The following is a 24167-nucleotide window of genomic DNA, read 5'->3' on the forward strand; positions in this document are numbered from 1 at the left end:
GTCAGTTCGTCGCCAGCGCCGCCTTGGCCACTTCCGCCATCCAGCTTGATGCCACGGGCAGGATCGCATCGTTGAAATCGTAGCGCGGGCCGTGCAGCTCGGCGCCGTCGCGCAACTCGCCATTGCCGATCCAGACGAAGGCGCCGGGCCGCTGCTGCAGATAATGGGCAAAATCCTCGCCGGCCATGCTGGGCGCGAGATCGCGCCGCACCGGCGCCTGGACCTTCTCCGCGGCGATGCGCGCGAGGTCGGCCTCATCAGGCGTGTTGATCACGACGCCGACACCCCAGACGATCTCGGGCGTGACCTTGACGCCGAAGCTGGTCGCGATCCCGGCGCAGGTACGCGTGATGCCGTCGAGGATGACGTCCTTGACCGCTTCGCGGTGATAGCGCAGCGTGCCGCGGATGGTGACGCGTCCGGCGATCTGGTTCGGCGCGGTGCCGCCTTCGATCGTGCAGAGCGACAGCACGGCGGTGTCGAGCGGATCGACGCCGCGCGAGGTGACCGCTTGCAGCGCGACGATGAGGTGCCCGGCCGCCACCACGGGATCGCGCGTCAGATGCGGCATGCCGGCGTGCCCGGCGTGGCCCTCGATCGTGATGGTGATGCGCCCGCCGGAGGCCATGACGACGCCGTCGTGCACGGCGATGGTGCCGGCGGCAAGGCCCGGCCAGTTGTGGAAGCCGAATATCCGCTCCATCGGAAAGCGGTCGAACAGCCCGGCCGCGACCATCGCCCGCGAACCGCCAAAGCCTTCCTCGGCCGGCTGGAAGATGAAATCGACCGTGCCGCTCCAATCGGTATCAGTGGCGAGCAGCGCCGCAGCGCCCAGCAGCGCGGCGGTATGGCCGTCATGGCCGCACGCATGCATCACGCCGGATGTCTTTGAAGCATAGGGCAGGCCGGTATCCTCGGTGATCGGCAGCGCATCCATGTCGGCGCGCAGGCCGACCCGCCTCTGCGCATGGCCGCGCCTCAAGGTCGCGACGATGCCGTGGCCGCCGATTCCAGCCTCGAAGGGAATGCCGAGCTCGGTGAGCTTGTCCTGCACGAAGGCGGCCGTCTCCTTCTCCTGGAGCGACAGCTCCGGGTGGGCATGCAGATGCCGGCGCCACACGGTCAGTTTCTGGTGCAGTTCGGGGGACAAGGCAGGGGTCTTTCGCAAGGTGTCGGTTGCCGTCAGCATAAAGGATTATCACCGCCATGCACCCTGCGCCTTGGAATGCCTCGCGTGCAGCAATGTGCGCTTTTTCCGTCATTCCGGGGCGCGCCTCTTGGCGCGAACCCGGAATCCATCGTGCAGCGAGCTCCGCGGCCCAACAGATTCCGGGTTCGCGACTTCGTCGCGCCCCGGAATGACGAGCAATGGGTGTTACGCCAGCTTCGCCAGCCCCTTCCAGTCAAACCCGATCCCATGCCCGGGCCTGTCCGGCGCCAGCGCCAGCCCGTCCTTCAGCACCAGCGGATGCTCGATATACTTGTCGAGCCCGAAGCCGTGCGCCTCCAAATAGGAGCGGTTCGGGCAGGCCGCGAGCAGATGCACGGTGATGTCGTGCGCGCCGTGGCTGGTGACGGGCAGGTTGAACGCTTCCGCCAGCCGCGCGATCTTCATGAAGGCGGAAACGCCGCCGCAATTGGTGACGTCGGGCTCGGGATAGGACACCGCACCACTGGCGATGTAGTTCTTGAACTCCCACAGCGAGCGCAGATTCTCGCCCGCCGCGATCGGCACGCCGCCGGCCTGCATGATACGCAGATGGCCGGCGACGTCGTCGGGGATGATCGGCTCCTCCAGCCAGGTGAGGTCGAAAGGAACGAAAGCGCGCGCGGCCCGGATCGCCTCCTCGACCGTCCATTTCATGTTGGCATCCGCCATCAACGGAAAGCCGTCGCCGAGATGCTGCCGCATCGCGGAGATGCGCGCGACATCGGACTTGAGGTCGGGCCGGCCGACCTTCATCTTGATGGCGCGAAATCCCTTGGCGAGGTTGCCATCGGTCTGCTTGAGCAGCGCATCGACGGAGAGATCGAGGTCGATGCCGCCGGCGTAGCACGGCACGTGCGCATCGAAGCCGCCGAGCAGGCGGTACAGCGGCAGCTTGCCGCGCCGCGCCTTGAGATCCCACAGCGCGATGTCGAGTGCCGAGAGCGCCAGCACCGCCGGCCCGCCGCGCCCGCCATAATGCAGCCCCCACCAGACATGATGCCAGATCGCCTCGGTGTCGTCGGCCTCGCGCCCTTCGACCAGCGGCGGGATCTCGCGCTTGAGAATGTCGGCCACAGCCCCGCCGTTGCGCCCGACCGTATAGGTGTAGCCGACGCCCTCGGCGCCATCGGCATCGCGGATGCGGCAGGTGAGCAGCTCGAACGCCGTCATGTCGCCATGCGTGGAGTCCGACAGGGTGATGGGGAGGGGGATCCGGTAGAGCCCGGTCTCGATGTTTGCGATGCGCGGCATGGTGCCTCCCTGTCTTTGGTTCTTCTTCTTCGTAGGGTGGGTTAGCTAGCGGATGCGCGAAGCGCAGTCCGCTGGCGTAACCCACCTCTTCTGTCTCTGCGGATACGAACAGTGGTGGGTTACGCCTAGCGGTTTGCGCTTCGCGCAATCCGCGGGGCTAACCCACCTTACGCTAGACTATGAAGTCAGTCGCCTCCAGCGAAGCCGCATGCACTCCGCTCAGGGTGATGGTGTCATTGGCAGTGAGCTGAATCACCGCATTGCCCGAGCTGTCATCGCTGATGAGGCCGGACAGGGTCGCCCAGTCGGCAAAACCGTAGTCGTGCAGGTTGATCACGTCGAGTTCCCCCGCGGTGCTGCCGACCGCGATGTTGCCTTGATTGAAGTCGTTGATGACGTCGTTGCCGGAGCCGGCCGTGAAGACGAAAACATCGTTGTTCGGTCCGCCCCACAGCTGATCATTACCCGCGCCGCCGTTCAGCGTGTCCGTGCCGCCGGTGATAGAGCCAGGGGTAGATGGCGCATAAGTCCGCGCATCGCCGTAGAGATGATCAGTGAACTCTCCGCCATTGAGGATGTCATTGCCGCCACGCGCACTGCCGGACATGTTCATGGCGTCGCCAATCAGCTGGGAGCCGTAGACGGCCGGCGGCGGCTCGCCGCCATTCGTCACGAAGGTCAGGGTATCGTTGCCACCCTGGGCATTGTCGGTCAATGACGTGAGCGAATCGCCGGCCAGCGTTCCACCTCCGATCGCCATGCCGCTGCTGATGCCGAGCGTGAGGTCGTCGTTGCCACCGATTGTATTGCCGGTCATGGCACCGATGGCATCCCCACTGAGGGTCGCCGTGCTTTCGTATGCATATTCGAATACGTTCAGCGTGTCCTTGCCGCCATGCGCGTTGTCGCTCATGGATCCCCCGGCATCGCCGCTGAACACGTTCTCGAAGGCGCGCCCACCGGTCACGCCTGTCAGCGTGTCATTGCCGCCTTGCGTGTTGCCCGACATGTCGCCTCCGGCATCTCCGTAAATGGAGATGTTGGAGCGGAAATTGCCGCCGGCGTCGGCGGTGAGCGTGTCGCTGCCGCCTGCAGCATTGCCCAACATGGTCTCGGCGTCGCCCATAATGGTGGCGCCGCTAAAGGGATAATCCACCTTCGCCGTGAGCGTGTCGTTGCCGCCGTGGGAATTGCCCTGCATGACCGTGTCTTCGCCGATCAGCGTAACGAACACGTCCGTGTTGAGGATGGTTGCCGTCACCGTGTCGTTCCCGCCCCAGCCGTCGATCGGGAAGTTGGGATCTCCGACGATGGTCGCGGTTTGGCTGAAGTCCGGAAAGGTGAGGATCAGGGTGTCGTTCGGCATCGCGCGCATGGCGCATCACTCCCATTTCATGTCAGTCGCGTGACTCTGAAAACAGCGGAGGTCTCGGCGAGACGCACTGCGGTCACGCTTGGATCTGAATCTACTTGGAGTTGATGGCGGAGGTTTGCTCCTGACTCGGTTTGATTGCGGCCGAGGAACCGCGTGACGGTGCTCGCCATCGATGGCAGCACGGGACAGGCGCGGACTTCACGGAAGCCGCGATCGACCCGTTAGATCAGAGCCGTGTTGAAGCGCGATGACGTGCCGTTTGCCATCTCACCGCATCGTCGCCAGCTGCACCGCCAGCGCGCAGGCGCGGTCGTATTCGTCGAGATTGATCCATTCGTCGACCGTGTGTGCCTCGTTCTGGCCGGCACCGAAGGTGACGGTCGGAACGCCGTGGCGGACCATCCAGTTGGCATCCAGGCCGCCATTGGCGGCCCGCACGTTCGGGCTTCCCCCCACCGCAGACACCGCCTCGATCGCGCGTTTGACCACCGGCAGGTTCTCCTTCATGCGGAACGGATAATAGTCGGTCTCGGCCTTGAACTTGACCTTGCCGGACTTGCCTTGCGCGTTGGTGACCTTCTTGGCCGCCTTCTCGAACGCGGCCTTGTAGGCCTTGGTGATCTCCTTGAAGAATTTTCCATCATGGCTGCGGCTCTCGCCGCGCACATGCACGTAGTCGGTGACGACGTTGGTGGCATCGCCCGCGGGGCGGCCTTCGCCGCCGGTGACCGGGCCGACATTGCTGGTGCCTTGCCTCTTGCCCTTCACGACCTTGCCGAACCAGCCGCCGGCCTTCACGTCCGCAAGCGCCAGCGCCATGATCATGGTCGATGAGATGCCGCGCTCCGGTGCGACGCCGGCATGCGAGGCGCGGCCGAAGATCTCGACGGTCCAGCGGTCGGCGCCGACGGCCCCGATCACGACATTGGAGGCCGAGCCGCCGTCATAGTTGAACGCCATCACCGGCTTGCCGAGCTCGTCGAGCTTGACGTGGCGCGCGCCATAGAGACCGCTCTCCTCGCGTACGCAGAACAACAGCGTGATCGGCGGATGATCGAGCTTCTGCTTTTCGAGCTCGGCGGCCAGCGTCACCAGTACGCCGCAGCCGCAGCGATTGTCGCCGCCGAGCGCGGTCCTGGCGTCGTTGACGATCTTGCGCCCGGACAGCTTTGGCTTCGCACCGGCGCACAGCGGCACCGTGTCCATGTGGGTCATGAACATGATGCGTGGATGGTTGTGCAGCGCGCCGCGGCCGGGCAGGTCGACGATGAGGTTGCCGGTCTCGGTCGGCACTGGAATGCGCGTGTTGGCGTCGTCGAGCCGGATCGCCTTGGCCGGCACGCCGCTCTCCTTCAGCGCAGCCGTGAGCTCCCGCCCGATCGCCGCCTCCTGTCCGGTGACGCCCTCGACAGTGAGGAAGCGCATGAGACGATCGGTGGCGGCTTTGGTGTCGACGGGCATGGACTCGAATTCCCTTGATGCGGATGGCGGCGCAGCATCTCCTGCACTTCCGCATTTCGCAAGGGGCTCAGACGCGCTGCGTGTAGATCAAGAAAATCAGCACGCCGAGCGCCAGCGCCGCCGCCATGAACAGCAGCACCGCCGGCAGCCCCGCGAGCGCGGCCACCGCGCCGGTGACGGATTGCATCAGCGCAGTGCCGAGAAAGAAGGCGAGATTGACGGCCGCAAGCGCCTTGCCGGCGACCTGCGCATCGACCAGTTGCCTGGACATGCCGAACAGCAGCGGCTGCGCCGAGGTGAATAGCCCGATGAGCACGAACAATGCCAGATCGTAGGAGGGCGGCATGACGTTCACGCCGAACAGCCATGCAACGGCGAAGTGCGGCGCTCCCAGCGCCATCAGCGCGAGCAGTAGCGCCGCGATCGCATGCGTGCCGGCGACCAGCTCGCGGCGGCGGCCGAGCCTGCGGTCGATCATGCCGACGAGCAGCGGGCCTGCGATCATCGCCAGCGTGAACGCGCCGAGCTGGTTGCCGGCCTCGATCCGCGTCAGGCCCTTGATCTCCATCAGCCAGGGTCCTCCCCACAGGCCGCGCAGCACCAGCGTGCTCGCCAGCGACACCATCGCCAGCGCGATCACGCCGCGCAGCGGCCGTGACAGGCCGAGCCTGACCACATCGATCATCTGCGACAGCGGCGAGGACTCGTCCTTGTGCTCGGCCGGCTGGTGCGGCACCAGTACGAACACCGCCAGCGCGACGAGGATGCCGCCGATTGCGGAGATCCAGAACCCGGCGCGCCAGCCGTAAGTATCGATCACGAAAGCGAGCGGGCTCGCCGACAGCAGCATGCCGATGTTGCCGATCGAGAGGATGGCGCCCGACCACAATCCGAATCGCGCCGCCGACAATTGCTTGGCTGCGAGCGTCATCGGGCACATCAGCATGCCCGAGGTGGCGACGCCGAGCAGCAGTTGCCCGACGGCGAAGCTCTCGGGCCCCGTCGCAAACCCCGAGGCCATCGCGCCGAACACGGTTCCCGCCAGCAGGGCGAGCGACACCGGCCGCACGCCGAACCGGTCCATCGCCGCGCCGACCGGGATCTGCGAGGCTGCAAAGGCAAAGTGGTAGACCGACGTGAGGCTCGCCAGCGCCTGCGGCTCGATGTGGAAATCCGCCGCCATCAAATCGAGGCTCACCGCCGGGATGGTGCGCAGCAGGGTCGACAGCATGTGGCCGCAGGCGAGCGCGACCAGCGCGAAGATCAGCGCGCGGGTGGCGGTGCCCGCGTCGTCGTCGGCATTGGTCATGAGCGTCCCGTCCCGAGAAGGTTTTAGGGTGGGTTACAGGATTGAGGGGGCGGGTGCCAATGGCGGCAGCGCGCCCCCCTCATGCCGGAATGTGACCTCGGACTGATACTCGACCTCTCGAGCAATGACATTGCCGAGAGGCTAGCCGCATTGCAACGCACCACCTTCGAGACGGCACTCAGCTGGTAGGGGGTCATGGCGTTGCGCCGCGGGGATAAAGTGTTGTGGGTGTCTCCGCGGTGCGCGCGACGGTTGCATCATCTTCGCTCTTGGGAGCTTCCGTGGCGGACGTAGGAACAAAGGAGACATCGTCTCTCTTACCTAGGTTAGGGAGACCTGATCATGCTGTCCTCGAGACCACCACGGCCCATCCGCACAACGCTCGATCTTGCGAGCGCCGAGCAGGTCAAGTCGGTCCGCAGGCGGCTTCGCATCTCCAATGCCGATCTGGTCAGGATCGTCGACAAGATCGGCAACTCTCTGGCGGCCATCGAGAAGGAAGTGGAGCTCGAAAAGCTGGCCGTTCAGCAAGGTAGTGCCAGGGACGCAGCGACGACCCTCGAATGAATCCAACCCATCACGTGGGAAAGGAGAATTGCGATGAACAGTCTGATCTACCTCATAGGGCTCATCGTTGTGATCGCCGTCATTCTTTCGTTCTTCGGCTTGCGATGACCCGCCACGGCCCGGCAGGCGACCGCCGCGCCGGTGAAGTCATTCTTAATGTCGCGTGCAGCAAATGGTTGATGCGCACCAGGTCAATACCATCATAGCGACGACGCTTTGTGCGTTCTTCGAGCGGCTTCCCGACGCTCAAATCGGCACTGAGGAAGCCAAGCTGCTGGCCAAGCAAATCACTGAAGCGCTGAACGCAGCTGGGCTGCAGATTGTCCCTGTGGCTCCGGCAAATACACGGCCCTAGTTGTATGGCTGCGGCACCGAGCTTTTTGGCTTAAGGCTCCATCAGAGCTTCGTTTTCTTGAGGTCATGTCTCGCGCCGGAATGGCGTCATCCGCGTCGCTCCTGGGCCGCAATCTATTTCAACTCGATCAGCAGCTTCCAAGCGTCCTCCAGCAAGGCCTTCATCCGGTGTCGCTCGGCGCGGGCGTCCGGTGTGCACATTCCATGTTGATATGCATTCCGGTTGCCCTTCGGAGCGCCCGATCTTGGCGCGCCGCCATGCATGCGGCAGCGGCGCTTGCCGTGCACGGCTGGCGCGCGGCACGCGAGACCGCGGCGCGTCTGCGCCCCGCAGCGCGGGCTCGACTGCATTGCATCGGTATGACGGATGTGATCGCCGGTCATACGCAGGCGCCACTCGTATGGACCTCGCGGCCTGCGCCCGTTTCTGCATTCGAAGTCGTCTCCATTGCGCCAGCCTCCGCAACGATCATGCTGGCATGCTGCGTGACGTTGCCCACGATCGCCCGTCCGCCGTCCTGCACCGACAAATTCTGCACCGTGATCGCGCGCTCGTCGCTGTTGCGGTGGCGGTTCAGCGCTTCGACCTGGGCGGCGAAGGTGCGGGAGAGCCGGGTCAAGGCGCGGGCGATGCCCTCCTGCTGCGTCAGATCGTCGGTGCAGGCGAGACGGCAGGCACAGCGCATCGCCGCCATGTGCACCGACACCATCGGGGAGACCAGCAAGGCCTCGATGGAATCCTTCGGCGCGATGCTCCTGATGGTCGAGATCATGAAGGCGAGATTGGCCTCATCCGGCTTCTGCCCGACCACGCTGGCCTTGACCAATTGCCTCAATATGCCGTGCATCGCGTCGCGGTCGGCGGCGCCGAGCGCCTCGGCCAGCAGCCGCTCGCCGGCCTGTGGGTCGGGATGGCGGATTGCAATGCGCCGCTTGTAGAGTTTTACGCGCGGGGTCGCGGCGGGGACGCTGCGATCGGATGCCGCGAGCGGCGAGGGGATGTGGCGTTCGAGAGCTGTCGTCATGGGCATGTGTCCTTTGAGCGCGCAAGCGCGAACGGCCGTTCGCCGCTGCGCGCGAATGCGGATTTCGGAATGTCGATGAAGGGTTTAGACGCAACCGCGTCGGCACGGGTCCGGACCGGCAGGCCGTGACGCTCGCGACTGTTGCGATGATGGCATTATGGCACTGTTTTGCCCGACGCGACAGAATTTATTTCGTAAATCCGAAAAATTTCCTCGGCCCTGCGCAAGCCTTTGTTCTGAAAGGGGCGGTCTACTGTGCATGGGGTTGTTTTCGCACTTTTGTATTGGAAGCGGCACGCACGTGCCGTGCGGCGGAATGCCGGCGCTCAAACGCGATTGCGAAATCCGGCACGGCCGCTATTCATGACTTCTACGGCGTCGCACCAACAAGCATGCACAAGCGACGCCAAGAGGTCTGGGAGAGAACGAATGCAACGAACCGCCCGCCTGCTGGCAGTCATCGCAGCTCTATGCGCCTTGGCGCCGGCGACAGAGGCTCTCGCGCAGAAATATCCGTCGCGGCCGGTCAAGATCATGGTCGGCTTCAGTGCCGGCGGCCCGGTCGACGTCGTCGCGCGCATCATTGGCGACCGCTTGAGCAACAAGCTCGGCCAGCCCTTCGTGGTCGAGAACCGCGCCGGCGCCAACGGCATGATCGCGGCCGAAGCCGTCGCGCGCGCCGAGGCGGACGGCTACACCATGCTCGCGTGCAACTCGTCGACGATCACGCTGAACAAGACGCTGTTCAAGGACATCCGCTACGATCCGCAAGTCGACTTTGCGTCGCTCACCACGGTGGTCTCGGCGCCGCTCGTCCTCGTCGTCAATCCCGAGAATCCCAAGACGGCGAACGTCAAGTCGGTGGCCGATCTCGTCGCTGCGGCGAAGGCCGCGCCCGGCGCGCTCGCCTACGGCTCGGGCGGCAACGGCAATCTCGCCCATCTCGCCATGGAGCTGCTCAGCCAGAAGGCCGGCATCAAGCTGATCCATGTGCCCTATCGCGGCGGCTCGGCCGCCGAGGTCGGCATTCTCGCGCAGGAGGTGCTGGCGGTGTTCGATCCGCTCTCCGCCGTGCCGCTGGTCAAGGCCGGCAAGCTGCGCGCGCTGGCGGTGTCCTCGGCCGAGCGGCTGCCGGCGCTGCCCGACGTGCCGACCGTGGCGGAAGCCGGCTATCCCGGATTCGACATCTCGTTCTGGGTCGGCTTCTTCATGCCCAAGGCAACACCCGCGCCGATCCTGGAAACCCTGCACCGGGAGATCGTCGCCGCCGCCAAGGATCCCTCGGCCGAGGAGAAGCTCGGCGCGCAAGGCGTCGTCAGCGTGCTCAGCCCGGCCGACTACGCCGCGAAGATCGCCAAGGAGACCAAGGAGCTCGCAGAGGTGGTCGCGGCGGCGAACATCAAGGCGGAATAGGGCGCGACGCGCTATCTGCCGATCAGCAGCTTAAGCCGGTCGAGCAGCGGACGCTGTCCTGCATTGATCTTCTCCTGCGCCGCGTCGAGCGTGAACCATTCGGCGCGGTCGACTTCCGGAAAGGCCTGCCGCTTGCCGCTGCGCGGCGGCCATTCCATCTCGAACGTGTTGCTGCGAATGCTGCGCACGTCGAGATCGAGCTCGGCCGCGAAGGCCGTGACGAGCTTGCCCCCGCGCTGCCTGACCTGGCCCAGCGGGGTCAGCGGCATGGAAAGCTCCTGTCCCAGCTCCTCGGCGAACTCACTTCGCGCCGCGATCTCCGCGTCGTCTCCGTCCGTGTATTCACCCTTCGGGATCGACCATGCGCCGAGATCCTTGTTGCGCCAGAACGGCCCTCCGGGATGGACCAGGAGCACCTCGATGTTCCCACGCTTGCGATAGGCGATGATCCCGGCACTCTTCGATGGCATTGCAGGTTCCGCAGAAAAAGAGCCGCGGCCTTCCCTCGGGAAAAAGTGGAACTGCGCGTCCTAGCGCAGGTTAGTAGCCAATGTTCATTTGATGAAAGGGAGTGAACCATGATCCGCCTGTTGGCAACCACCGCATTGGGGGTGGTGCTGGCGAGCGCCGCGTATGCGCAATCGCCCAGCACGAATCCGCCGTCTCAGCAGACGCCGCAGTCCCAGTCGAACTCGACCGCGCCATCCACGAGCTCGCAGTCGAGCGCGACCGACAAGCAGCAGACCACATCGCAACCGCAGCAATCCCCGTCGTCGGGAACGCCGGCCCAGACCACGCAGGCCAACCCACCATCGTCCGGCTCCGGCACCGCCAATACGGGCTCGACTGCGCAGTCGCAGAGCGGTGCGACAAATTCCAATGCAACCGGCAACCAGCCTGCAACGCAGCAGAGCGCCAATCCGCCAGCTGCGAACACCAACCAGGCACAGGACCGGTCCAATCCGCCGCCGGCCAGCAATCAAGCCCAGCAGGCACCGGCCGCATCTGGAACCAACCAGGCCCAGCAGGCACCGACTGCGCCGACGAGCAACCAGGCGGCCGCCCAGGCCGACGTCAACCTCAACAAGCAGCAGGAGACCAAGATCAGCGCGTCGATCTCGCACCTCAACGTGCGGCCGCTGACCAACGTCAATTTCGCGCTGAACGTCGGCACGGTGGTGCCGCGCGACGTGCACCTCTCGACGCTGCCGCCCGACGTCGTCGAGATCGTGCCGCAATATCGCGGCTACAGCTTTGCGCTGGTGAAAGATCAGATCGTCGTGGTCGATCCGGCGACCTACAAGATCGTGACGGTGCTGCCATACTCAGGCCAGTCCACGGCGACAACGACCACGCGCGAGCGCAGCGCCAGCAAGTTCTCGGATCGCGATCGCGAGGTGATCCGCAAGCATGCGAAAACCCGTACCGAGGGGCGCAAGGAAGTGCGGACCACCGGCAGCACAGCGCGCAGTGAGATCCGCGTCGGTGACCGTCTTCCCGAGAGCGTCGAGGTCGAGGAGTTCCCGACCACGGTCTACCGCGATGCGCCGGGCTTGCGTGAATATCGCTACATCCACCGCGACACCCGGACCTATGTCATCGAGCCGCGCGAGCGGCGGGTGATCGAGGAGATCGACTAGGTCGATTTAGGTCGGAGCCGCCGCAAGCGAGCGGCTCCGATCGTTAGCCTGACGTCCGTTCGCGCGATGCGAGACGAACGGCGCGAGCCTTCGCGCTCTTTCCGGCCGCGCGTGCCGCGATCATGCTGCGGGCTTTGCCGGGAGCCGTGACATTCTTCCGCAACAGTGTGGCGAGCCGCTTGCGGGCGCCCTTCGTCGTCACGCGCGCCGCGACTTGCTCCGCCTTGCGAATGATGTTCGCAACCGAAGGCGTCAGGTTCACCGGAACCCAGGCGACGTCCTTGGCCTTCGAAAGACTGCCGATGCCTTCGCATGGCGCTTCGCGCGGCAGGTCGATGCGGATCGCGAGTGCCTCCGACCGTTCGGTCCAGTCTTCGGCCTTGGTGCCGGTGATGATCCGGACATAGTCGCGCGTCTCACGCGGCAGCTCGCTCTGCCTGGCAAGCCATTTCTGGATACGGCCGGGACCGGCATTGTAGGCCGCGGCAGCAAGGCCGAGATTGCCGAAATCGTCGCGCAGCTTGCGCAGGAATTTTGCCGACGCCGGCAGCGCCTTCATCGGATCGAAGGGATCGTCGAGCCCGACCTCGGCGGCCGTCCCCGGCATGAACTGCGCGACGCCCTGCGCGCCAGCATGGCTGACCTCGTTGGACTTGAAGCGGCTCTCCTGCCAGATCAGGCGCGCGAAGAACGGCACCGGAATGCCGCTAGATTCGGCGGCCTCGCGCAGCGCGTGACAAAATCGTTCGGTTGGCGAGGGCTCCGCCTGCACCACCGGCTCGACCGCGCGCGGTGGCTCGATCACCTGCTCGTAAGCCGCGTGCGCGTTGGCAAGCTCGATCGCCTGCACGCTGGCGACGAAGAGCTCGACCACCGGAACAAGTGACGAGGCATGATTGTTCTTGAGAACAGTGGTGTCGAAACGTGATGCTTGGCGGGATGGCGACGGATCGAGATCGCACATCAGAAGCAGAAACGCGGCGCAAGCCGCGACGACAAATCGCATTTGCTGGGAGAACCTCGAACTGTGGGATGAATGGCCAGCGATGCGCCGGCGATAGGAAGTTCTTAACCGTCCGATTGCGGCAAAGCTGCGATCTCGTCGGTTCCTTCGGTGTTACTACGGTGTTCCCGAAGCGAAACCATCCGCGGTTTCGTGGGCTGTTTGCGAGTGGGATGCGCGATGACGATGCGATGGATGCTTGGCGCGGTGATTGTGCTGTGGCTCGCCGGCCCGGCGCTCGCAGGCAATCTCGATCGGGCTGCGGTGAACGAGGCTGCGCGTCCTGCGAAGCCGCCGGCCACCGACAAGCTGAATGCAGCCGTGGTGAAGCTTCAGGTGCTGCTCGATCGCGCGCAATTTTCGCCCGGCGAGATTGACGGCAAGCTCGGCGAGAACGCGCAGAAGGCGCTCAAGGCCTTTGCCGAGCAGAACGGCCTGACATTCGACAAGAGCATAGCGCCGGAGCTCTGGGACAAGCTGACCGCATCGAGCGAAAGTCCTATCCTCGTCGACTACAAGATCACCGACGCCGACCTGAAGGGACCGTTCTTAAAGAAGCTGCCGGCTAGGCTCGATGACATGAAGTCGCTGGACGCGCTGAGCTACACCAGCCCGCTCGAAGGACTTGCCGAGAAATTCCACATGAGCGCGGATCTGCTCAAGGCGCTCAATCCGGGCAAGGCGTTCGACAAGGCCGGAGAGACGATCGTGGCTGCCAATGTTCCGGCGCGGCGCGAGCTGCCGCGCATTGCCCGGCTCGAAGTCGATAAGACCAACGGGACCTTGAAAGCGTTCGACGCAAGCGGCGCTCTGCTGGCGTTCTATCCGGCGTCAGTCGGCAGTCCGGATCGCCCGACGCCAACGGGAACGCTGAAGGTCACCGCCAGCCACGAGCTGCCGACCTACCGCTACAATCCCGAGTACAAGTTCAAGAGCGTCAAGTCCAAGAGACCGTTCGACATCAAGCCGGGTCCGAACAATCCGGTGGGCGCATACTGGATCGGCCTGTCGGCGCAGGGCTACGGCATCCACGGAACGGCAGAGCCCGACAAGGTCAGCAAGTCGGCGTCGCACGGCTGCGTTCGGCTCACCAATTGGGACGCGCGTGTGCTCGGCGAGAACGTGAAGCGCGGCATGCCCGTCGTCTTCCTCGATGCGCCGACGGAATCCTCATCGAAGCGGCAGGGCACGCCCGCTGCGAAGCGTGCCGCGAACTAGTCCTTCGGAAAATCCTTGCGCATCGCGATCTCCGCGGCGTCGCCGGGCGACAGCACGTTTTGATCGAAGGCGGCCTGCGGCGTCGTCATGATGTCGTAGAGCGAGATGCCCTTGATCGGCTTGCCCATGAGCTCGCGGACGCATTCGGCGAGCGTGCCGTTGTAGACGAGATAGGGCGGCCCGCGATCCTTCTGCCGCTCGCCCTTCAGCGACGGCCATTTCTTCAGCTCGGCCGGCGCGTCATAGGCGATCGGCGATCCCTCTTTGAACATGCGTTTGGCCCCGGTGGCTTGATGGCCGGGAAGTCTACAGCCGCCGGGTAAACGCCCGTTAAAGAATTGGTTCAAATCAGCCGGCAATGAAGGCGAGCAGGGTGCCGTTGGCCTTGGCCGGCGGCACGCAGATCGCAGCTGCGCTCCGCACGGCGGCTGGCCCCAGCGCCTTCTCGGTCGCCGCGAGGTCGCCGCTGACCAGCACCAGCGCGGCGCCACCGCGCTCTGAGAGGCCATTCAGCGACACGCCGGGATAGCGCTTGGCGAGCTGGTCCAGCGTCAAATAGACGAAGTCGGCGCGATCGCCGCCGGAGGGCACGATGATGGCGCTGTCCGCGTCGGTCTTCGCCTCGCGGTCGATCAGGCGGGCGAGATGCGCGGCCTCCTTGGCGGGCTCTGGCGTTGCGATCAGCGTCTGCTTGATCCGCTTGGCCGCATTGGCGTGGGTCATCAGCTCGGGGATCCACACGGTCTCGCGGGTCTTGTGTTGGCAGGCGAAGATGCGCACGCCGCCCGGCGCTTCAGCCGTCGGCCACATGAAGGTGCGGAATTTAGCCGCCGAGATCGTGCCATCTGGCAGCGTGACAGGGCGTTCGAAATCGGTCGGGCCGATCGGCTCCAGGCCTCGCGCACGGATCTCCTCGGCGCCGGCGGCGCTATCGACAGCGGTGAAAGCGATGCGCTCGATGCCCTCGCCATGCCGCTCGACGAAGGCGCGGGCCGGCGCGTTGTGCTCGGTTGCCACTAGCACGCCGAGCAGCTCCATGTAATCGGGGTCGAACATGATGGTGTAATTGCCGGTGCCCATATGCGCGCTGTGGGTGCCGCGCGGCGAGACCGTGAAGCCGAGTTGCCGATAATTCTCGGCAGCCTTGTCGAGGTCCTTCACCATGACGACGGCGTGGTCGATACCGATGACGTTCTTGAGGGCCACTGTTGTTATTCCCCGATTGCAAGCTGATTTTGCGCCGCGCCGGCGGCTGCCGGCCATGTCTACGCCGGATGGGCCGTCAAGTCATTTTCAATTCCGCGAGAGAAGCGGAATTTCATTCCGCGCAAGGCATCCTCCGACACGCTTCAGCGCGCCTGCTCGAGGTAAGCCGCGAGGACGGCGCGCTCCTCGCCGGTCATCTCGGTGATGTTGCCGGGCGGCATCGAATTCGACCAGGCCGCGACCCGTCCGATCAGGCGGATGTTGCGATGGATGTGCTCGGGCGTGTCGAGCACAATGCCCTTCGGCGCGGTGACGATGCCGGCCCAGACCGGCTCGGCCGCGTGGCACATGCTGCAGCGGGACATCACGATCTCCTCGACATTGGCGGCCGTGACCGGCGCCGACAATGCGCCCGTCTTCACCTCGCGCGGTCCGGCGGCGGAGAGGAGGAGGATCGCAATCACGCCGGCCGCGGCGACGCCCCACACCCACCAGGGCGATTTGCGCCCGGCATGACGCTCGTTGAAGAAGTGGCGGATCACCGGCCCGAGCGCCAGGACGATCGCGACGATGATCCAGTTGAAGCGCGTGGCGTAGAGCAGGGGATAGTGGTTGCTGATCATCAGCACGACGACGGGAAGCGTCAGGTAATTGTTGTGGACCGAGCGTTCCTTGCTGGCTTTGCCGAGCTTGGGGTCAGGCGCCTGTCCGGCGATCAGGCTGGCTACGATCTTCTTCTGGTTCGGGATGATCAGCGTGAAGACATTGGCCACCATGATGGTGCCGATGATCGCGCCGATCTGGTTGAAGGCACCGCGTCCGCTCAGCACATGGGTGAAGGCGTAAGTGAGTGCGACCAGGAACAGATAGCCGCCGATGGCGAAAGGCAGTTCGCGCTGGGCGAGCCCGGTGCGGCAGGCGGCCTCATAGAGCAGCCACGCCAGCGCCAGGCTGCAGAAGCTGAACAGTCCGGCCTGGAATGATGTGAGGTCGAGGATCGACTTGTCGACCAGGAACAGGTCGGCCTCGAGATAATACACCACCACCATCAGCGCGAAGCCGGACAGCCAGGTGGTGTAGGCCTCCCATTTGAACCAGGTCAGCTCGTCCGGCATCTGGCTGGGCGCGACCAGGTATTTCATGATCCGGTAGAAGCCGCCGCCATGGACCTGCCAGGCCTCGCCCTGCACGCCGCCCGGCAGGTCGGCCTTCAGCTTCAGGCTGAGGTCGAGGGCGATGAAATAGAAGGAACTGCCGATCCAGGCGATCGCGGCCACCACGTGCAGCCAGCGCAGCAGCAGGCTCGCCCATTCCGATATGACGGATCCCCACATGATCTCCTCATCCGGCGCGACCTGGATGCCGCAGCCTCCATGACCGTAACCGGCGATCGCCGCCCTCACAATGTGTCGCACCGTTCAACCGCATTTTCCAGTATGATGGACTGCGGCTGATGCACATCGTGCGGGCATGAACTGACGTGGGATTCGGCAGGCGCCAAACTCGCCGAGAGACCTTTTGCGGGTGATCGGCGTTGACGCACGACACGCCCAAGGCGGAGGACGACGAATTGAGCGACAGGATAACGTTCGTGGCGATGCTCGCAGCGCTGCTGGCTGCTGCTGCGGCGGCCGGCGCACACGCCGAGCCCGTGTTGCAGGGCAAGGACGCCTATGGCGATTGGCGCGCCGACAAGCCCGGCACGGTCAGGCTGATCCGGCCGCAGGATCTGGTCAGGCCCGGCGCCACGCGATCGGTTGCGAGCTCGTCGCGCGTGGTGCCGCGTCCGCCGGAAGCCCAGCTCCAGGTGCCGGCCGGCTTCAAGATCGAGCTGTTCGCCGAAGGCCTGCGTGCGCCGCGCATCATCCGCGCGGCGCCGAATGGCGATGTGTTCGTCGCGGAAACACGCGCCGGCACCGTTCGGGTGCTGCGCGCGGGCGAGGGCGGCAAAGTCGCGACCAACGAGATCTTCGCCAGCGGCCTGCGGCAGCCGTTCGGCATCGCTTTCTTTCCGAACGGCGACAATCCGCAATGGGTCTATGTCGCCAACACCGACAGCGTCGTTCGCTTTCCCTACAAGGCCGGCGATCTCAAGGCGCGCGGCAAAGCGGAGACGGTTGTCGCAAGCCTGCCGGATGGGGGCCATTCCACCCGCGATATCGTCTTCACGCCCGACAACAAGCGTATGCTGGTGTCGGTGGGTTCGCTCAGCAACGTCGCCGAAGGCATGGGCACGCCGCCCGGCGGGATGGAGGCGTGGGCGAAGACGCAGCCGCTCGGCGCCACATGGGCCAGCGAGCTCGAGCGCGGCGCGGTGCTGGCCTTCAACCCTGACGGCAGGGAGCGAAAGATCCATGCCACCGGTATCCGCAACTGCGTCGGCCTCGCGATCCAGCCGCAGACCGGTCTGCCCTGGTGCTCGACCAATGAGCGCGACGGTCTCGGCGACGACCTCGTGCCCGATTACGTCACGAGCGTGAAGGAAGGCGCGTTCTACGGCTGGCCATGGTTCTATATCGGTGGCAATGAAGACCCGCGCCATGCCGGCGCGCGGCCGGATCTCAAGGACAAGGTGACGGTGCCCGATGTGCTGATCCAGCCGCACTCGGCCTCACTCGGCATGACCTTCTACCAGGGCGCGCAGTTTCCGCCCGAATACCAGGGCGACGCCTTCGCCGCCCAGCACGGCTCCTGGAATAGGTCGAAACGCACCGGCTACAAGGTGATCCGCATCCGCATGAAGGACGGCAAGCCGACCGGCGAGTACGAGGATTTCGTCACCGGGTTCGTCGTGAACGATACGGAAGTGTGGGGCAGGCCGGTGGGAGTGGCGGTGGCGAAGGATGGATCGCTGCTGATCTCGGAAGATGGCAACGGCACGATCTGGCGGGTGACAAGCGCGCCGCGGTGACGCTGCACCCTCTCCCCTTGTGGGAGAGGGTGGCTTCGCGAACGCGAAGCCGGGTGAGGGGTATCTATCGTCACGAGCAGTCTCAGGTGTAGAGAGAACCCCTCATCCGGCGCTTTGCGCCACCTTCTCCACAAGGGGAGAAGAAGAGCAGCTCATCCCCGTCTCACGCTCGCACCACCATCCACCGGCAGCGTCACACCGGTGATGAAATTCGCCTCATCGCTCGCCAGGAACAGCGCGGCGTTGGCGACGTCCCAGCCCGTACCCATCTTTCTGCGCAGCGGCACCTTGCTGTCGCGTTCGGCTTCGACCTCGGCGCGGGTCTTGTGCCATTCGCGGGCGCGGGTGTCGACGGCCATCGGCGTGTTCATCAGGCCGGGCAGAATGACGTTGGCGCGGATGCCGTATTCGGCGTTCTGGTAGGCGAGCTGTTCGGTGAAGGCGATCATCGCCGACTTCGTCGCCTTGTAGGCGACGTAAGGATAGGTGGTGATCGCGGCCATCGACGAGATGTTGATGATGGCGCCGCTTCTCTGCGCGCGCATGATCGGGATCACTTCCTTCGCTGCGAGGATGCAGCTCTTCAGATTGATGGCGACGACGCGATCGAACGCCTCCTCGGTTATTTGCAGCAGCTCGGCATCGCCACCGGCGAGGCTGACGCCGACATTGTTGTGCAGCACGTCGATACGTTCCCAGCGCGATTGCGCGTCCGCAACCATCGCCTTGATGTCCGCAGCTTTGGTCACGTCCGCCTTGAAGGCCGCCGCCGTGCCGCCTTTCGCGGCGATCATCGCCACCGTCTCCTGCGCCGATTCCAGATGGTGGTCGACACACAAGACCTTGGCGCCCTCGCGCGCGAAGGTGAGCGCGGTAGCGCGGCCGTTGCCCATGCCTTCGCCGGGGCTTTGCCCGGCTCCGACGACGATCGCGACCTTGTCCTTCAAGCGCATCTCGGTTCACTCCCGTCCTTGTCATTATTTTCGTGCAGACTAGCAATCGCGCTCCTGGGAGAGAAGAGCGCGCTTTCCGCGTTCATGTCATTGACATCGCACGGAATTGCATGTGGCAGCCGGTCCATCGCGCATGGCTGGCCGTTGCGGTCCAGGAACCGTTCCGGCCTCGCAGCGTTTGTCGCGGAGCCTTTCCCGCGCTAGGCTCAGTCTCGGGGCTTCCCAACCACCAGTGGCTTGCCGATGAATCTGCTCGATCCGCAAGGGCCCGTGGCTGCGGCCAATAGAACTATTTTGGTCGATTCGGTCTTCATCATGCTCGTGATCGTGGTGCCGACCATTTTCGCGATTCTGGCTTTCGCGTTCTGGTTTCGCGCCTCGAATCCGAGGGCGCGCTACCAGCCGGAGTTCGTCTATTCCGGCCGCGTCGAGATGGTGGTGTGGTCTATTCCGGCGCTCACCGTGATCCTGCTCGGCGGCGTCGCCTGGATCGGCTCGCACCAGCTCGATCCCGCCGCGCCCGTTCCGGGCACCGGCAGCCCAGTGCGGATCCAGGCGGTCTCGCTCGACTGGAAATGGCTGTTCATCTATCCGGACCAGCGCATCGCCACCGTCAACACGCTGATGGTGCCGGCCGGCGCCGAGCTGAATTTCCAGCTGACGTCATCGAGCGTGATGAACACGTTCTTCATCCCGCAGCTCGGCAGCATGATCTACACCATGAACGGCATGGTGACGAAGCTGAACCTGCGCGCCGACAACGAAGGCAAGCTTCAGGGCCTGTCCGCGCATTTCTCCGGCGACGGTTTCCCGGACATGATGTTCGACGTCAACGTGATCTCGCCGCTCGCCTTCCCGGACTGGGTGGCGAACACGGCTAAGACGGACGCGGTGCTGAACGAGGACAGCTACAAGAAGCTGATGCAGCAGGGCATTGAGAAGGGCAGGCCGGTCTACCGCCTCGACGATCCGCGCCTGTTCGATTTGATCGCGACCCAGCATATTCCGCCGGGGCCCGGGCCGGCCCTCGCGTCCGAAGCAGGCCGGTCGCACAGTGGAGGCCATGATGCTCGGTAAGCTCGATTGGTCGGCCATCCCGCTCGACCAGCCGATTCCGCTCGTGGCCGGCGCGGTGGTGCTGGTCGCGATCCTCGGCGTGCTGGGCTGGGTCGTGGTGAAGGGACATCTGCCCTATCTCTGGCGCGAATGGATCACCAGCGTCGACCACAAGCGCATCGGTGTCATGTACATCCTGCTCGCCTCGGTCATGCTGCTGCGCGGCGGCAGCGACGCCATCATGATGCGGATCCAGCAGGCTGTGGCGTATCAGTCGCAGGGCTATCTGCCGCCGGAGCACTACAACCAGATCTTCTCCGCGCACGGCACCATCATGATCTTCTTCGTGGCGATGCCGTTCGTGATCGGGCTGATGAACCTCATCGTACCGCTCCAGCTCGGCGTGCGCGACGTCGCCTTCCCGACGCTCAATTCGGTCGGCTTCTGGCTGACGGCGACGGGTGCGCTCTTGGTCAATATCTCGCTCGTGGTCGGCGAATTCGCGCGCACCGGCTGGCTCGCCTTTCCGCCGCTGTCGGAACTGTCCTATTCGCCCGGCGTCGGCGTCGACTATTACGCCTGGTCGCTGCAGATCTCCGGCGTCGGCACGCTGGTGGCCGGCATCAATCTCGTCACCACCGTGCTGAAGCTGCGCACCAAGGGCATGAACTACCTGCGCATGCCGATGTTCTGCTGGACCACGCTGGCCTCGAACCTCCTCATCGTCGCGGCGTTCCCGATCCTTACCGCGACGCTGGCGATGCTGCTGCTCGACCGCTATCTCGGTTTCCACTTCTTCACCAACGAGGCCGGCGGCAACGTCATGATGTTCATGAACCTGATCTGGGCCTGGGGCCATCCCGAGGTCTACATCCTGGTGCTGCCCGCCTTCGGCATCTTCTCCGAGGTGGTCTCGACATTCTCCGGCAAGGCGCTATTCGGCTACCGCTCCATGGTGCTCGCGACCATGGCGATCTGTGTCGTCTCCTTCATGGTCTGGCTGCACCACTTCTTCACGATGGGCGCAGGTCCCAACGTCAATGCCATCTTCGGCATCGCCAGCATGATCATTGCGATACCGACCGGCGTGAAGATCTACAATTGGCTGTTCACGATGTATGGCGGCCGCATCCGTTTTGCGACACCAATGTTGTGGTCGGTCGGCTTCATGGTGACGTTCCTCATCGGCGGACTGACCGGCGTGCTGCTCGCGGTGCCGCCGGCCGACTTCATGCTCCACAACAGCATGTTCCTGGTGGCGCACTTCCACAACGTGATCATCGGCGGCGTGCTGTTCGGCGTTTTTGCCGGCTTCGAGTACTGGTTCCCGAAGGCGTTCGGCTTCCGTCTCGACGAACGCTGGGGCAAGGCCGCGTTCTGGTTCACCTTCATCGGTTTCTTCATAACCTTCATGCCGCTCTACATTGCCGGCATGCTCGGCATGACCCGGCGCATGCAGCACTACGACGTCGCGGCCTGGCGGCCCTGGATGATCGTTGCGGCGGTCGGCGTGGCGGTGCTGACGATCGGGGTGATCTGTCAGATCGTGCAGCTCGTCGTCAGCATCCGCAATCGCGAGGCGTTGCGCGACCGCACCGGCGATCCCTGGGACGGGCGCTCGCTGGAATGGGCAACCTCGTCGCCGCCGCCGGTGTTCAACTTCGCCTTCAATCCCGATGTGCGCGGCGAGGACGCCTATTGGGATATGAAGGCGCGCGCGAGGCAGCAATCGCTCGCGCATAAGACGCCGGATTATCAGGATATCGAGATGCCCCGGAATTCCCCGACCGGATTCGTCTGTGCCTTCTTCGCCACCATCATGGGATTCGCGCTGATCTGGCACATCTGGTGGATGGTGATCCTGGGCGGCTTGGGCGCTTGGGCGACCTTCGTCGTGTTCGCCTGGCGCGACCATGACGAATACGTCATCCCGGCCGAGGAGGTCGCCCGCATCGACCGCAGCAACATCGAGGAACGGCGCAACCTCGTCAGCATGGCGGGAGCAGTCTGATGGCGATGACCGCGACCGCAAGCCACGCGCACGCCGATCCCCATCATATCGGCCTCGTCATCGAGCATCCCGGCCCCGCGCCGAAGCGGATCGTGACCGCCTACGGCTTCTGGATCTTCCTGCTTTCCGACATCGTGATGTTCTCCTGCTTCTTCGCGGCCTATGCGGTGCTGTCAGGCCAGACCGCCGGCGGCCCCAAGGGCGCGGAGATCTTCGAGCAGAGGAACGTGGCGATCGAGACGGTCTGCCTGCTGTTGTCGAGCTTCACCTGCGGCATGGCCAGCATCGCCGCCGACGTGCGCAACCGGTTCTGGTTTTATCTTAGCATGACCGTGACCTGCGTGCTCGGGCTGATATTCCTCGTTCTCGAGTTTCGCGAATTTGCCGACCTCATCGCGCGCGGCTATGGCCCGTCACGCAGTGCGTTCCTGACCGCGTTCTTCTCGCTGGTCGGCTGCCATGGCCTTCACGTCTCCGCCGGCGTGCTGTGGCTTCTCACCATGATGGCCCAGGTGTTCGCCAAGGGCTTTCGCGCAGACATCTTGCGCCGGATGACGTGCTTTGCGCTGTTCTGGCACGCGCTCGACATCGTCTGGGTCGCAGTGTTCTCCGTCGTTTACCTGCTCGGGAGCGCGCCATGAGTGAGCAGACGCATGGGATGGTCAAACGCGACCTCGCGCCGGGCGAGGAAGAAGAGCATAGCGTCGGCGCAAGGATCCTCGGTTACGTCGTCGGGCTCGTGCTCGCGCTGCTGCTCACGGCGACGTCGTTCTTCATCGCCGGCACGGACCTGGTCTGGCAGCCCTCGATTCCCGTCGCGCTGATCGTGCTCGCGATCGCACAGATGGGCGTGCATCTGGTGTTCTTCCTGCACATCACTACCGGCCCCGACAACACCAACAACGTGCTGGCGCTCGCCTTCGGGCTGCTGGTGGTGTTCCTGGTGGTCGGCGGCACGGTCTGGATCATGGCGAATCTCAACGCCAACATGCCGCCGATGGACCAGATCATGCGGATGCAGTGACAGCCGCGCAAAAAGAAAGAGCCGCTTGCTTGTGACAAGCGGCCCAAGTCTAGGGAGGAAACGCCCAAGCAAAGACAATCGGCCGGAGCCGGATTGCTGCCAAGGAAACGCTCGCGCAAGGGCGCTTGCGTCGGCATACAAATGCAGCAACCGCCGATGAAGTTCAATTCCGGATCAATACGGTCTCGGATTACCACTCACGGGTGCGTGAGGGAGCTTGCTCACCTTGGCCGGCGGCAATTGTAGGCCTTGCGGAAGCCGGCCGCCTGGGCGTCGTCCTCCGAGCAGAACCAGCGATCCGGTGTCGTGGTCGCGGGATAGCTCGGACATCCGCGCAGATGGTAGATGCCGATATTGCCGGTGACGCGGGCGCGCACCGCGAGCTTCCCCTTGATGCTGCAATTGGGGGGCATGGTCAGCTCCTCCGGAAACAGCACGGCGCGGATTTCCTTGTCGCGGTCCGGGCGGCAGGCGGTGCCCAGCAGCGCGCCGTCCTTCTTGCCGCTGCGGAAATCTTGCGGTGCAACAAAACAGCCCTTCCAGATCCCCGCCGCCGTCGTCTTGGCCTCGGTGGCTGCCGGCTTGACGTTGGCCTTCATCGGCTCGCGTGCGAGGGCAAAGCCGAGCTTGATCAGCTGCTCGTTCAGGCTGGCCTTGTCGCCTTCGGCCGTGCAGATGGCGCGGTGCCGCTTGCCAAAGCTCTTCTCGGGTCCGACATCGTCGCAGCGCACCGTTCGTTTGTTGATGAGCTTCGCGAGCTGGTCGCGGGCCTCGATGCCGCAGGTCCAGGCATCGGCTTTATTGTCTATACAGACCTGGTCGAGCTCCGGCGCGTCGACGCCGTCGAGCCGGTAGGTGACGTCGCCGAGCTGGACCGAGTTGCCGTCACGGGCCGTCGCGGCGCCGGTCAGCGCGGAAACTGGTCCGGACGAGGCCAGAAATCCGGACCAGGCGAGAAACGAAACGAGCGCAAAAGCGCGGGTGGCGGCAACGAATTTCTGGAAGGACATACGGTCTCGCTTATCGATGGCTCGTGCGCCCCGTTCCTAGCATCCGGATGTGGCGAGACCAATGGTCTGCGCCTCGCGAAGTGCGACATTCCGGCCCCGCCGCTTTACTCCGCCGGCGCTCTGCCCGTATCGTTTCGCCGGCCTCGCTGACCGCGCAAGGCCGAATCGCC

The 24167-nt window shown here is 64.6% G+C and carries 24 protein-coding genes; 10 read left to right on the forward strand and 14 right to left on the reverse strand.

The window, feature by feature from the left end; all coding sequences use genetic code 11:
* Window position 1: 1 nt before the first annotated feature.
* The 5 genes from I6F16_RS10770 to I6F16_RS10790 all read right to left on the reverse strand — a co-directional run bounded on the left by I6F16_RS10770 (window position 2) and on the right by I6F16_RS10790 (window position 6606).
* Window positions 2-1150: an amidohydrolase gene (locus tag I6F16_RS10770; protein WP_225173726.1), complete on the reverse strand. Its 1149-nt coding sequence runs from the start codon at window positions 1148-1150 to the stop codon at window positions 2-4.
* Between the two features lie 225 nt (window positions 1151-1375).
* On the reverse strand, window positions 1376-2461 hold the full coding sequence (locus I6F16_RS10775) for a mandelate racemase/muconate lactonizing enzyme family protein (protein ID WP_225173675.1): 1086 nt from the start codon (window positions 2459-2461) through the stop codon (window positions 1376-1378).
* 172 nt (window positions 2462-2633) lie between these two features.
* Complete coding sequence (locus I6F16_RS10780) at window positions 2634-3836, reverse strand: hypothetical protein (protein WP_225173676.1); 1203 nt, start codon at window positions 3834-3836, stop codon at window positions 2634-2636.
* A gap of 267 nt (window positions 3837-4103) precedes the next feature.
* Complete coding sequence (locus tag I6F16_RS10785; RefSeq protein WP_225173677.1) at window positions 4104-5297, reverse strand: M20/M25/M40 family metallo-hydrolase; 1194 nt, start codon at window positions 5295-5297, stop codon at window positions 4104-4106.
* Window positions 5298-5364: 67 nt separating this feature from the next.
* Window positions 5365-6606 carry an MFS transporter gene (locus I6F16_RS10790; protein ID WP_225173678.1) on the reverse strand — a complete coding sequence of 414 codons (1242 nt, stop codon included), beginning with the start codon at window positions 6604-6606 and terminating at the stop codon, window positions 5365-5367.
* A 342-nt stretch (window positions 6607-6948) separates the two neighbouring features.
* Here I6F16_RS10790 and I6F16_RS10795 point away from each other — a divergent pair, with 342 nt between their 5' ends.
* Together I6F16_RS10795 and I6F16_RS10800 are read left to right on the forward strand one after the other, a co-directional pair.
* Window positions 6949-7173 carry a hypothetical protein gene (locus tag I6F16_RS10795; protein WP_225173679.1) on the forward strand — a complete coding sequence of 75 codons (225 nt, stop codon included), beginning with the start codon at window positions 6949-6951 and terminating at the stop codon, window positions 7171-7173.
* A 172-nt stretch (window positions 7174-7345) separates the two neighbouring features.
* A complete protein-coding gene (locus tag I6F16_RS10800; protein ID WP_036037914.1) occupies window positions 7346-7528 on the forward strand; it encodes a hypothetical protein in 183 nt (60 codons plus the stop codon).
* Between the two features lie 113 nt (window positions 7529-7641).
* Here the strand turns inward: I6F16_RS10800 and I6F16_RS10805 are convergent, their stop codons facing one another.
* Window positions 7642-7911, reverse strand: coding sequence for an HGGxSTG domain-containing protein (locus I6F16_RS10805; RefSeq protein WP_036026046.1), 270 nt, complete (start codon window positions 7909-7911; stop codon window positions 7642-7644).
* Entirely contained in the window at window positions 7908-8552 is a 645-nt protein-coding gene (locus tag I6F16_RS10810; protein ID WP_225173680.1) for a hypothetical protein, read from the reverse strand. Before I6F16_RS10810 ends, I6F16_RS10805 begins: the two co-directional genes overlap by 4 nt.
* A 429-nt stretch (window positions 8553-8981) precedes the next feature.
* Between I6F16_RS10810 and I6F16_RS10815 the strand changes: the two genes are divergently transcribed.
* The gene (locus tag I6F16_RS10815) at window positions 8982-9965 is read left to right on the forward strand and encodes a tripartite tricarboxylate transporter substrate binding protein (RefSeq protein ID WP_225112708.1); all 984 of its coding nucleotides are present in this window, start codon (window positions 8982-8984) and stop codon (window positions 9963-9965) included.
* Window positions 9966-9976: 11 nt separating this feature from the next.
* Here the strand turns inward: I6F16_RS10815 and I6F16_RS10820 are convergent, their stop codons facing one another.
* Window positions 9977-10435: an NUDIX domain-containing protein gene (locus I6F16_RS10820; protein ID WP_225173681.1), complete on the reverse strand. Its 459-nt coding sequence runs from the start codon at window positions 10433-10435 to the stop codon at window positions 9977-9979.
* Window positions 10436-10543: 108 nt separating this feature from the next.
* Between I6F16_RS10820 and I6F16_RS10825 the strand changes: the two genes are divergently transcribed.
* A complete protein-coding gene (locus I6F16_RS10825) occupies window positions 10544-11605 on the forward strand; it encodes a DUF1236 domain-containing protein (protein WP_225173682.1) in 1062 nt (353 codons plus the stop codon).
* A gap of 43 nt (window positions 11606-11648) precedes the next feature.
* On the opposite strand, the gene I6F16_RS10830 is transcribed toward I6F16_RS10825, so the two are convergent.
* The gene (locus I6F16_RS10830) at window positions 11649-12611 is read right to left on the reverse strand and encodes a lytic transglycosylase domain-containing protein (protein WP_225173683.1); all 963 of its coding nucleotides are present in this window, start codon (window positions 12609-12611) and stop codon (window positions 11649-11651) included.
* A gap of 183 nt (window positions 12612-12794) precedes the next feature.
* Between I6F16_RS10830 and I6F16_RS10835 the strand changes: the two genes are divergently transcribed.
* On the forward strand, window positions 12795-13826 hold the full coding sequence (locus I6F16_RS10835) for a L,D-transpeptidase family protein (RefSeq protein ID WP_225173727.1): 1032 nt from the start codon (window positions 12795-12797) through the stop codon (window positions 13824-13826).
* On the opposite strand, the gene I6F16_RS10840 is transcribed toward I6F16_RS10835, so the two are convergent.
* From I6F16_RS10840 to I6F16_RS10850, 3 genes are all read right to left on the reverse strand, one after another.
* Entirely contained in the window at window positions 13823-14098 is a 276-nt protein-coding gene (locus I6F16_RS10840) for a hypothetical protein (protein ID WP_036004252.1), read from the reverse strand. The genes I6F16_RS10835 and I6F16_RS10840 overlap by 4 nt on opposite strands.
* A gap of 76 nt (window positions 14099-14174) precedes the next feature.
* Window positions 14175-15032 (reverse strand): VOC family protein, encoded by an 858-nt coding sequence (locus tag I6F16_RS10845; protein WP_225173684.1) that lies wholly within the window; start codon window positions 15030-15032, stop codon window positions 14175-14177.
* Between the two features lie 143 nt (window positions 15033-15175).
* Window positions 15176-16366, reverse strand: a complete 1191-nt coding sequence (locus tag I6F16_RS10850; RefSeq protein ID WP_225173728.1) for a urate hydroxylase PuuD — start codon at window positions 16364-16366, stop codon at window positions 15176-15178.
* Between the two features lie 236 nt (window positions 16367-16602).
* Here I6F16_RS10850 and I6F16_RS10855 point away from each other — a divergent pair, with 236 nt between their 5' ends.
* A complete protein-coding gene (locus tag I6F16_RS10855; protein ID WP_225173729.1) occupies window positions 16603-17943 on the forward strand; it encodes a sorbosone dehydrogenase family protein in 1341 nt (446 codons plus the stop codon).
* Window positions 17944-18095: 152 nt separating this feature from the next.
* On the opposite strand, the gene I6F16_RS10860 is transcribed toward I6F16_RS10855, so the two are convergent.
* Window positions 18096-18896: an SDR family NAD(P)-dependent oxidoreductase gene (locus I6F16_RS10860; RefSeq protein ID WP_225173685.1), complete on the reverse strand. Its 801-nt coding sequence runs from the start codon at window positions 18894-18896 to the stop codon at window positions 18096-18098.
* 243 nt (window positions 18897-19139) lie between these two features.
* Between I6F16_RS10860 and I6F16_RS10865 the strand changes: the two genes are divergently transcribed.
* The 4 genes from I6F16_RS10865 to cyoD are packed head-to-tail and all read left to right on the forward strand — an operon-like array spanning window position 19140 to window position 22987.
* Window positions 19140-19973, forward strand: coding sequence for a cytochrome ubiquinol oxidase subunit II (locus I6F16_RS10865; protein WP_225173686.1), 834 nt, complete (start codon window positions 19140-19142; stop codon window positions 19971-19973).
* On the forward strand, window positions 19963-21963 hold the full coding sequence (gene cyoB, locus I6F16_RS10870; RefSeq protein ID WP_225173730.1) for a cytochrome o ubiquinol oxidase subunit I: 2001 nt from the start codon (window positions 19963-19965) through the stop codon (window positions 21961-21963). The genes I6F16_RS10865 and cyoB overlap by 11 nt, the downstream gene beginning before the upstream one ends.
* Window positions 21963-22604, forward strand: a complete 642-nt coding sequence (locus I6F16_RS10875; RefSeq protein ID WP_036037890.1) for a cytochrome (ubi)quinol oxidase subunit III — start codon at window positions 21963-21965, stop codon at window positions 22602-22604. The genes cyoB and I6F16_RS10875 overlap by 1 nt, the downstream gene beginning before the upstream one ends.
* Window positions 22601-22987: a cytochrome o ubiquinol oxidase subunit IV gene (gene cyoD / locus I6F16_RS10880; protein WP_036026014.1), complete on the forward strand. Its 387-nt coding sequence runs from the start codon at window positions 22601-22603 to the stop codon at window positions 22985-22987. Before I6F16_RS10875 ends, cyoD begins: the two co-directional genes overlap by 4 nt.
* Window positions 22988-23208: 221 nt before the next feature.
* Here cyoD and I6F16_RS10885 read toward each other — a convergent pair whose 3' ends face one another.
* Complete coding sequence (locus tag I6F16_RS10885; RefSeq protein ID WP_036004291.1) at window positions 23209-23997, reverse strand: thermonuclease family protein; 789 nt, start codon at window positions 23995-23997, stop codon at window positions 23209-23211.
* Window positions 23998-24167 lie beyond the last annotated feature (170 nt).

Source organism: Bradyrhizobium sp. IC4060, from assembly GCF_020193715.1.
Lineage (GTDB): Bacteria > Pseudomonadota > Alphaproteobacteria > Rhizobiales > Xanthobacteraceae > Bradyrhizobium > Bradyrhizobium yuanmingense.

Bases quoted from the DNA above. Each gene is read 5' to 3' on its own strand.
- I6F16_RS10775 (WP_225173675.1), bottom strand. From the start codon at position 2,461: ATGCCGCGCATCGCAAACATCGAGACCGGGCTCTACCGGATCCCCCTC.
- I6F16_RS10780 (WP_225173676.1), bottom strand. From the start codon at position 3,836: ATGCGCGCGATGCCGAACGACACCCTGATCCTCACCTTTCCGGACTTC.
- I6F16_RS10785 (WP_225173677.1), bottom strand. From the start codon at position 5,297: ATGCCCGTCGACACCAAAGCCGCCACCGATCGTCTCATGCGCTTCCTC.
- I6F16_RS10790 (WP_225173678.1), bottom strand. From the start codon at position 6,606: ATGACCAATGCCGACGACGACGCGGGCACCGCCACCCGCGCGCTGATC.
- I6F16_RS10795 (WP_225173679.1), top strand. From the start codon at position 6,949: ATGCTGTCCTCGAGACCACCACGGCCCATCCGCACAACGCTCGATCTT.
- I6F16_RS10800 (WP_036037914.1), top strand. From the start codon at position 7,346: ATGGTTGATGCGCACCAGGTCAATACCATCATAGCGACGACGCTTTGT.
- I6F16_RS10805 (WP_036026046.1), bottom strand. From the start codon at position 7,911: ATGACCGGCGATCACATCCGTCATACCGATGCAATGCAGTCGAGCCCG.
- I6F16_RS10810 (WP_225173680.1), bottom strand. From the start codon at position 8,552: ATGACGACAGCTCTCGAACGCCACATCCCCTCGCCGCTCGCGGCATCC.
- I6F16_RS10815 (WP_225112708.1), top strand. From the start codon at position 8,982: ATGCAACGAACCGCCCGCCTGCTGGCAGTCATCGCAGCTCTATGCGCC.
- I6F16_RS10820 (WP_225173681.1), bottom strand. From the start codon at position 10,435: ATGCCATCGAAGAGTGCCGGGATCATCGCCTATCGCAAGCGTGGGAAC.
- I6F16_RS10825 (WP_225173682.1), top strand. From the start codon at position 10,544: ATGATCCGCCTGTTGGCAACCACCGCATTGGGGGTGGTGCTGGCGAGC.
- I6F16_RS10830 (WP_225173683.1), bottom strand. From the start codon at position 12,611: ATGCGATTTGTCGTCGCGGCTTGCGCCGCGTTTCTGCTTCTGATGTGC.
- I6F16_RS10835 (WP_225173727.1), top strand. From the start codon at position 12,795: ATGCGATGGATGCTTGGCGCGGTGATTGTGCTGTGGCTCGCCGGCCCG.
- I6F16_RS10840 (WP_036004252.1), bottom strand. From the start codon at position 14,098: ATGTTCAAAGAGGGATCGCCGATCGCCTATGACGCGCCGGCCGAGCTG.
- I6F16_RS10850 (WP_225173728.1), bottom strand. From the start codon at position 16,366: ATGTGGGGATCCGTCATATCGGAATGGGCGAGCCTGCTGCTGCGCTGG.
- I6F16_RS10860 (WP_225173685.1), bottom strand. From the start codon at position 18,896: ATGCGCTTGAAGGACAAGGTCGCGATCGTCGTCGGAGCCGGGCAAAGC.
- I6F16_RS10865 (WP_225173686.1), top strand. From the start codon at position 19,140: ATGAATCTGCTCGATCCGCAAGGGCCCGTGGCTGCGGCCAATAGAACT.
- cyoB (WP_225173730.1), top strand. From the start codon at position 19,963: ATGCTCGGTAAGCTCGATTGGTCGGCCATCCCGCTCGACCAGCCGATT.
- I6F16_RS10875 (WP_036037890.1), top strand. From the start codon at position 21,963: ATGGCGATGACCGCGACCGCAAGCCACGCGCACGCCGATCCCCATCAT.
- cyoD (WP_036026014.1), top strand. From the start codon at position 22,601: ATGAGTGAGCAGACGCATGGGATGGTCAAACGCGACCTCGCGCCGGGC.
- I6F16_RS10885 (WP_036004291.1), bottom strand. From the start codon at position 23,997: ATGTCCTTCCAGAAATTCGTTGCCGCCACCCGCGCTTTTGCGCTCGTT.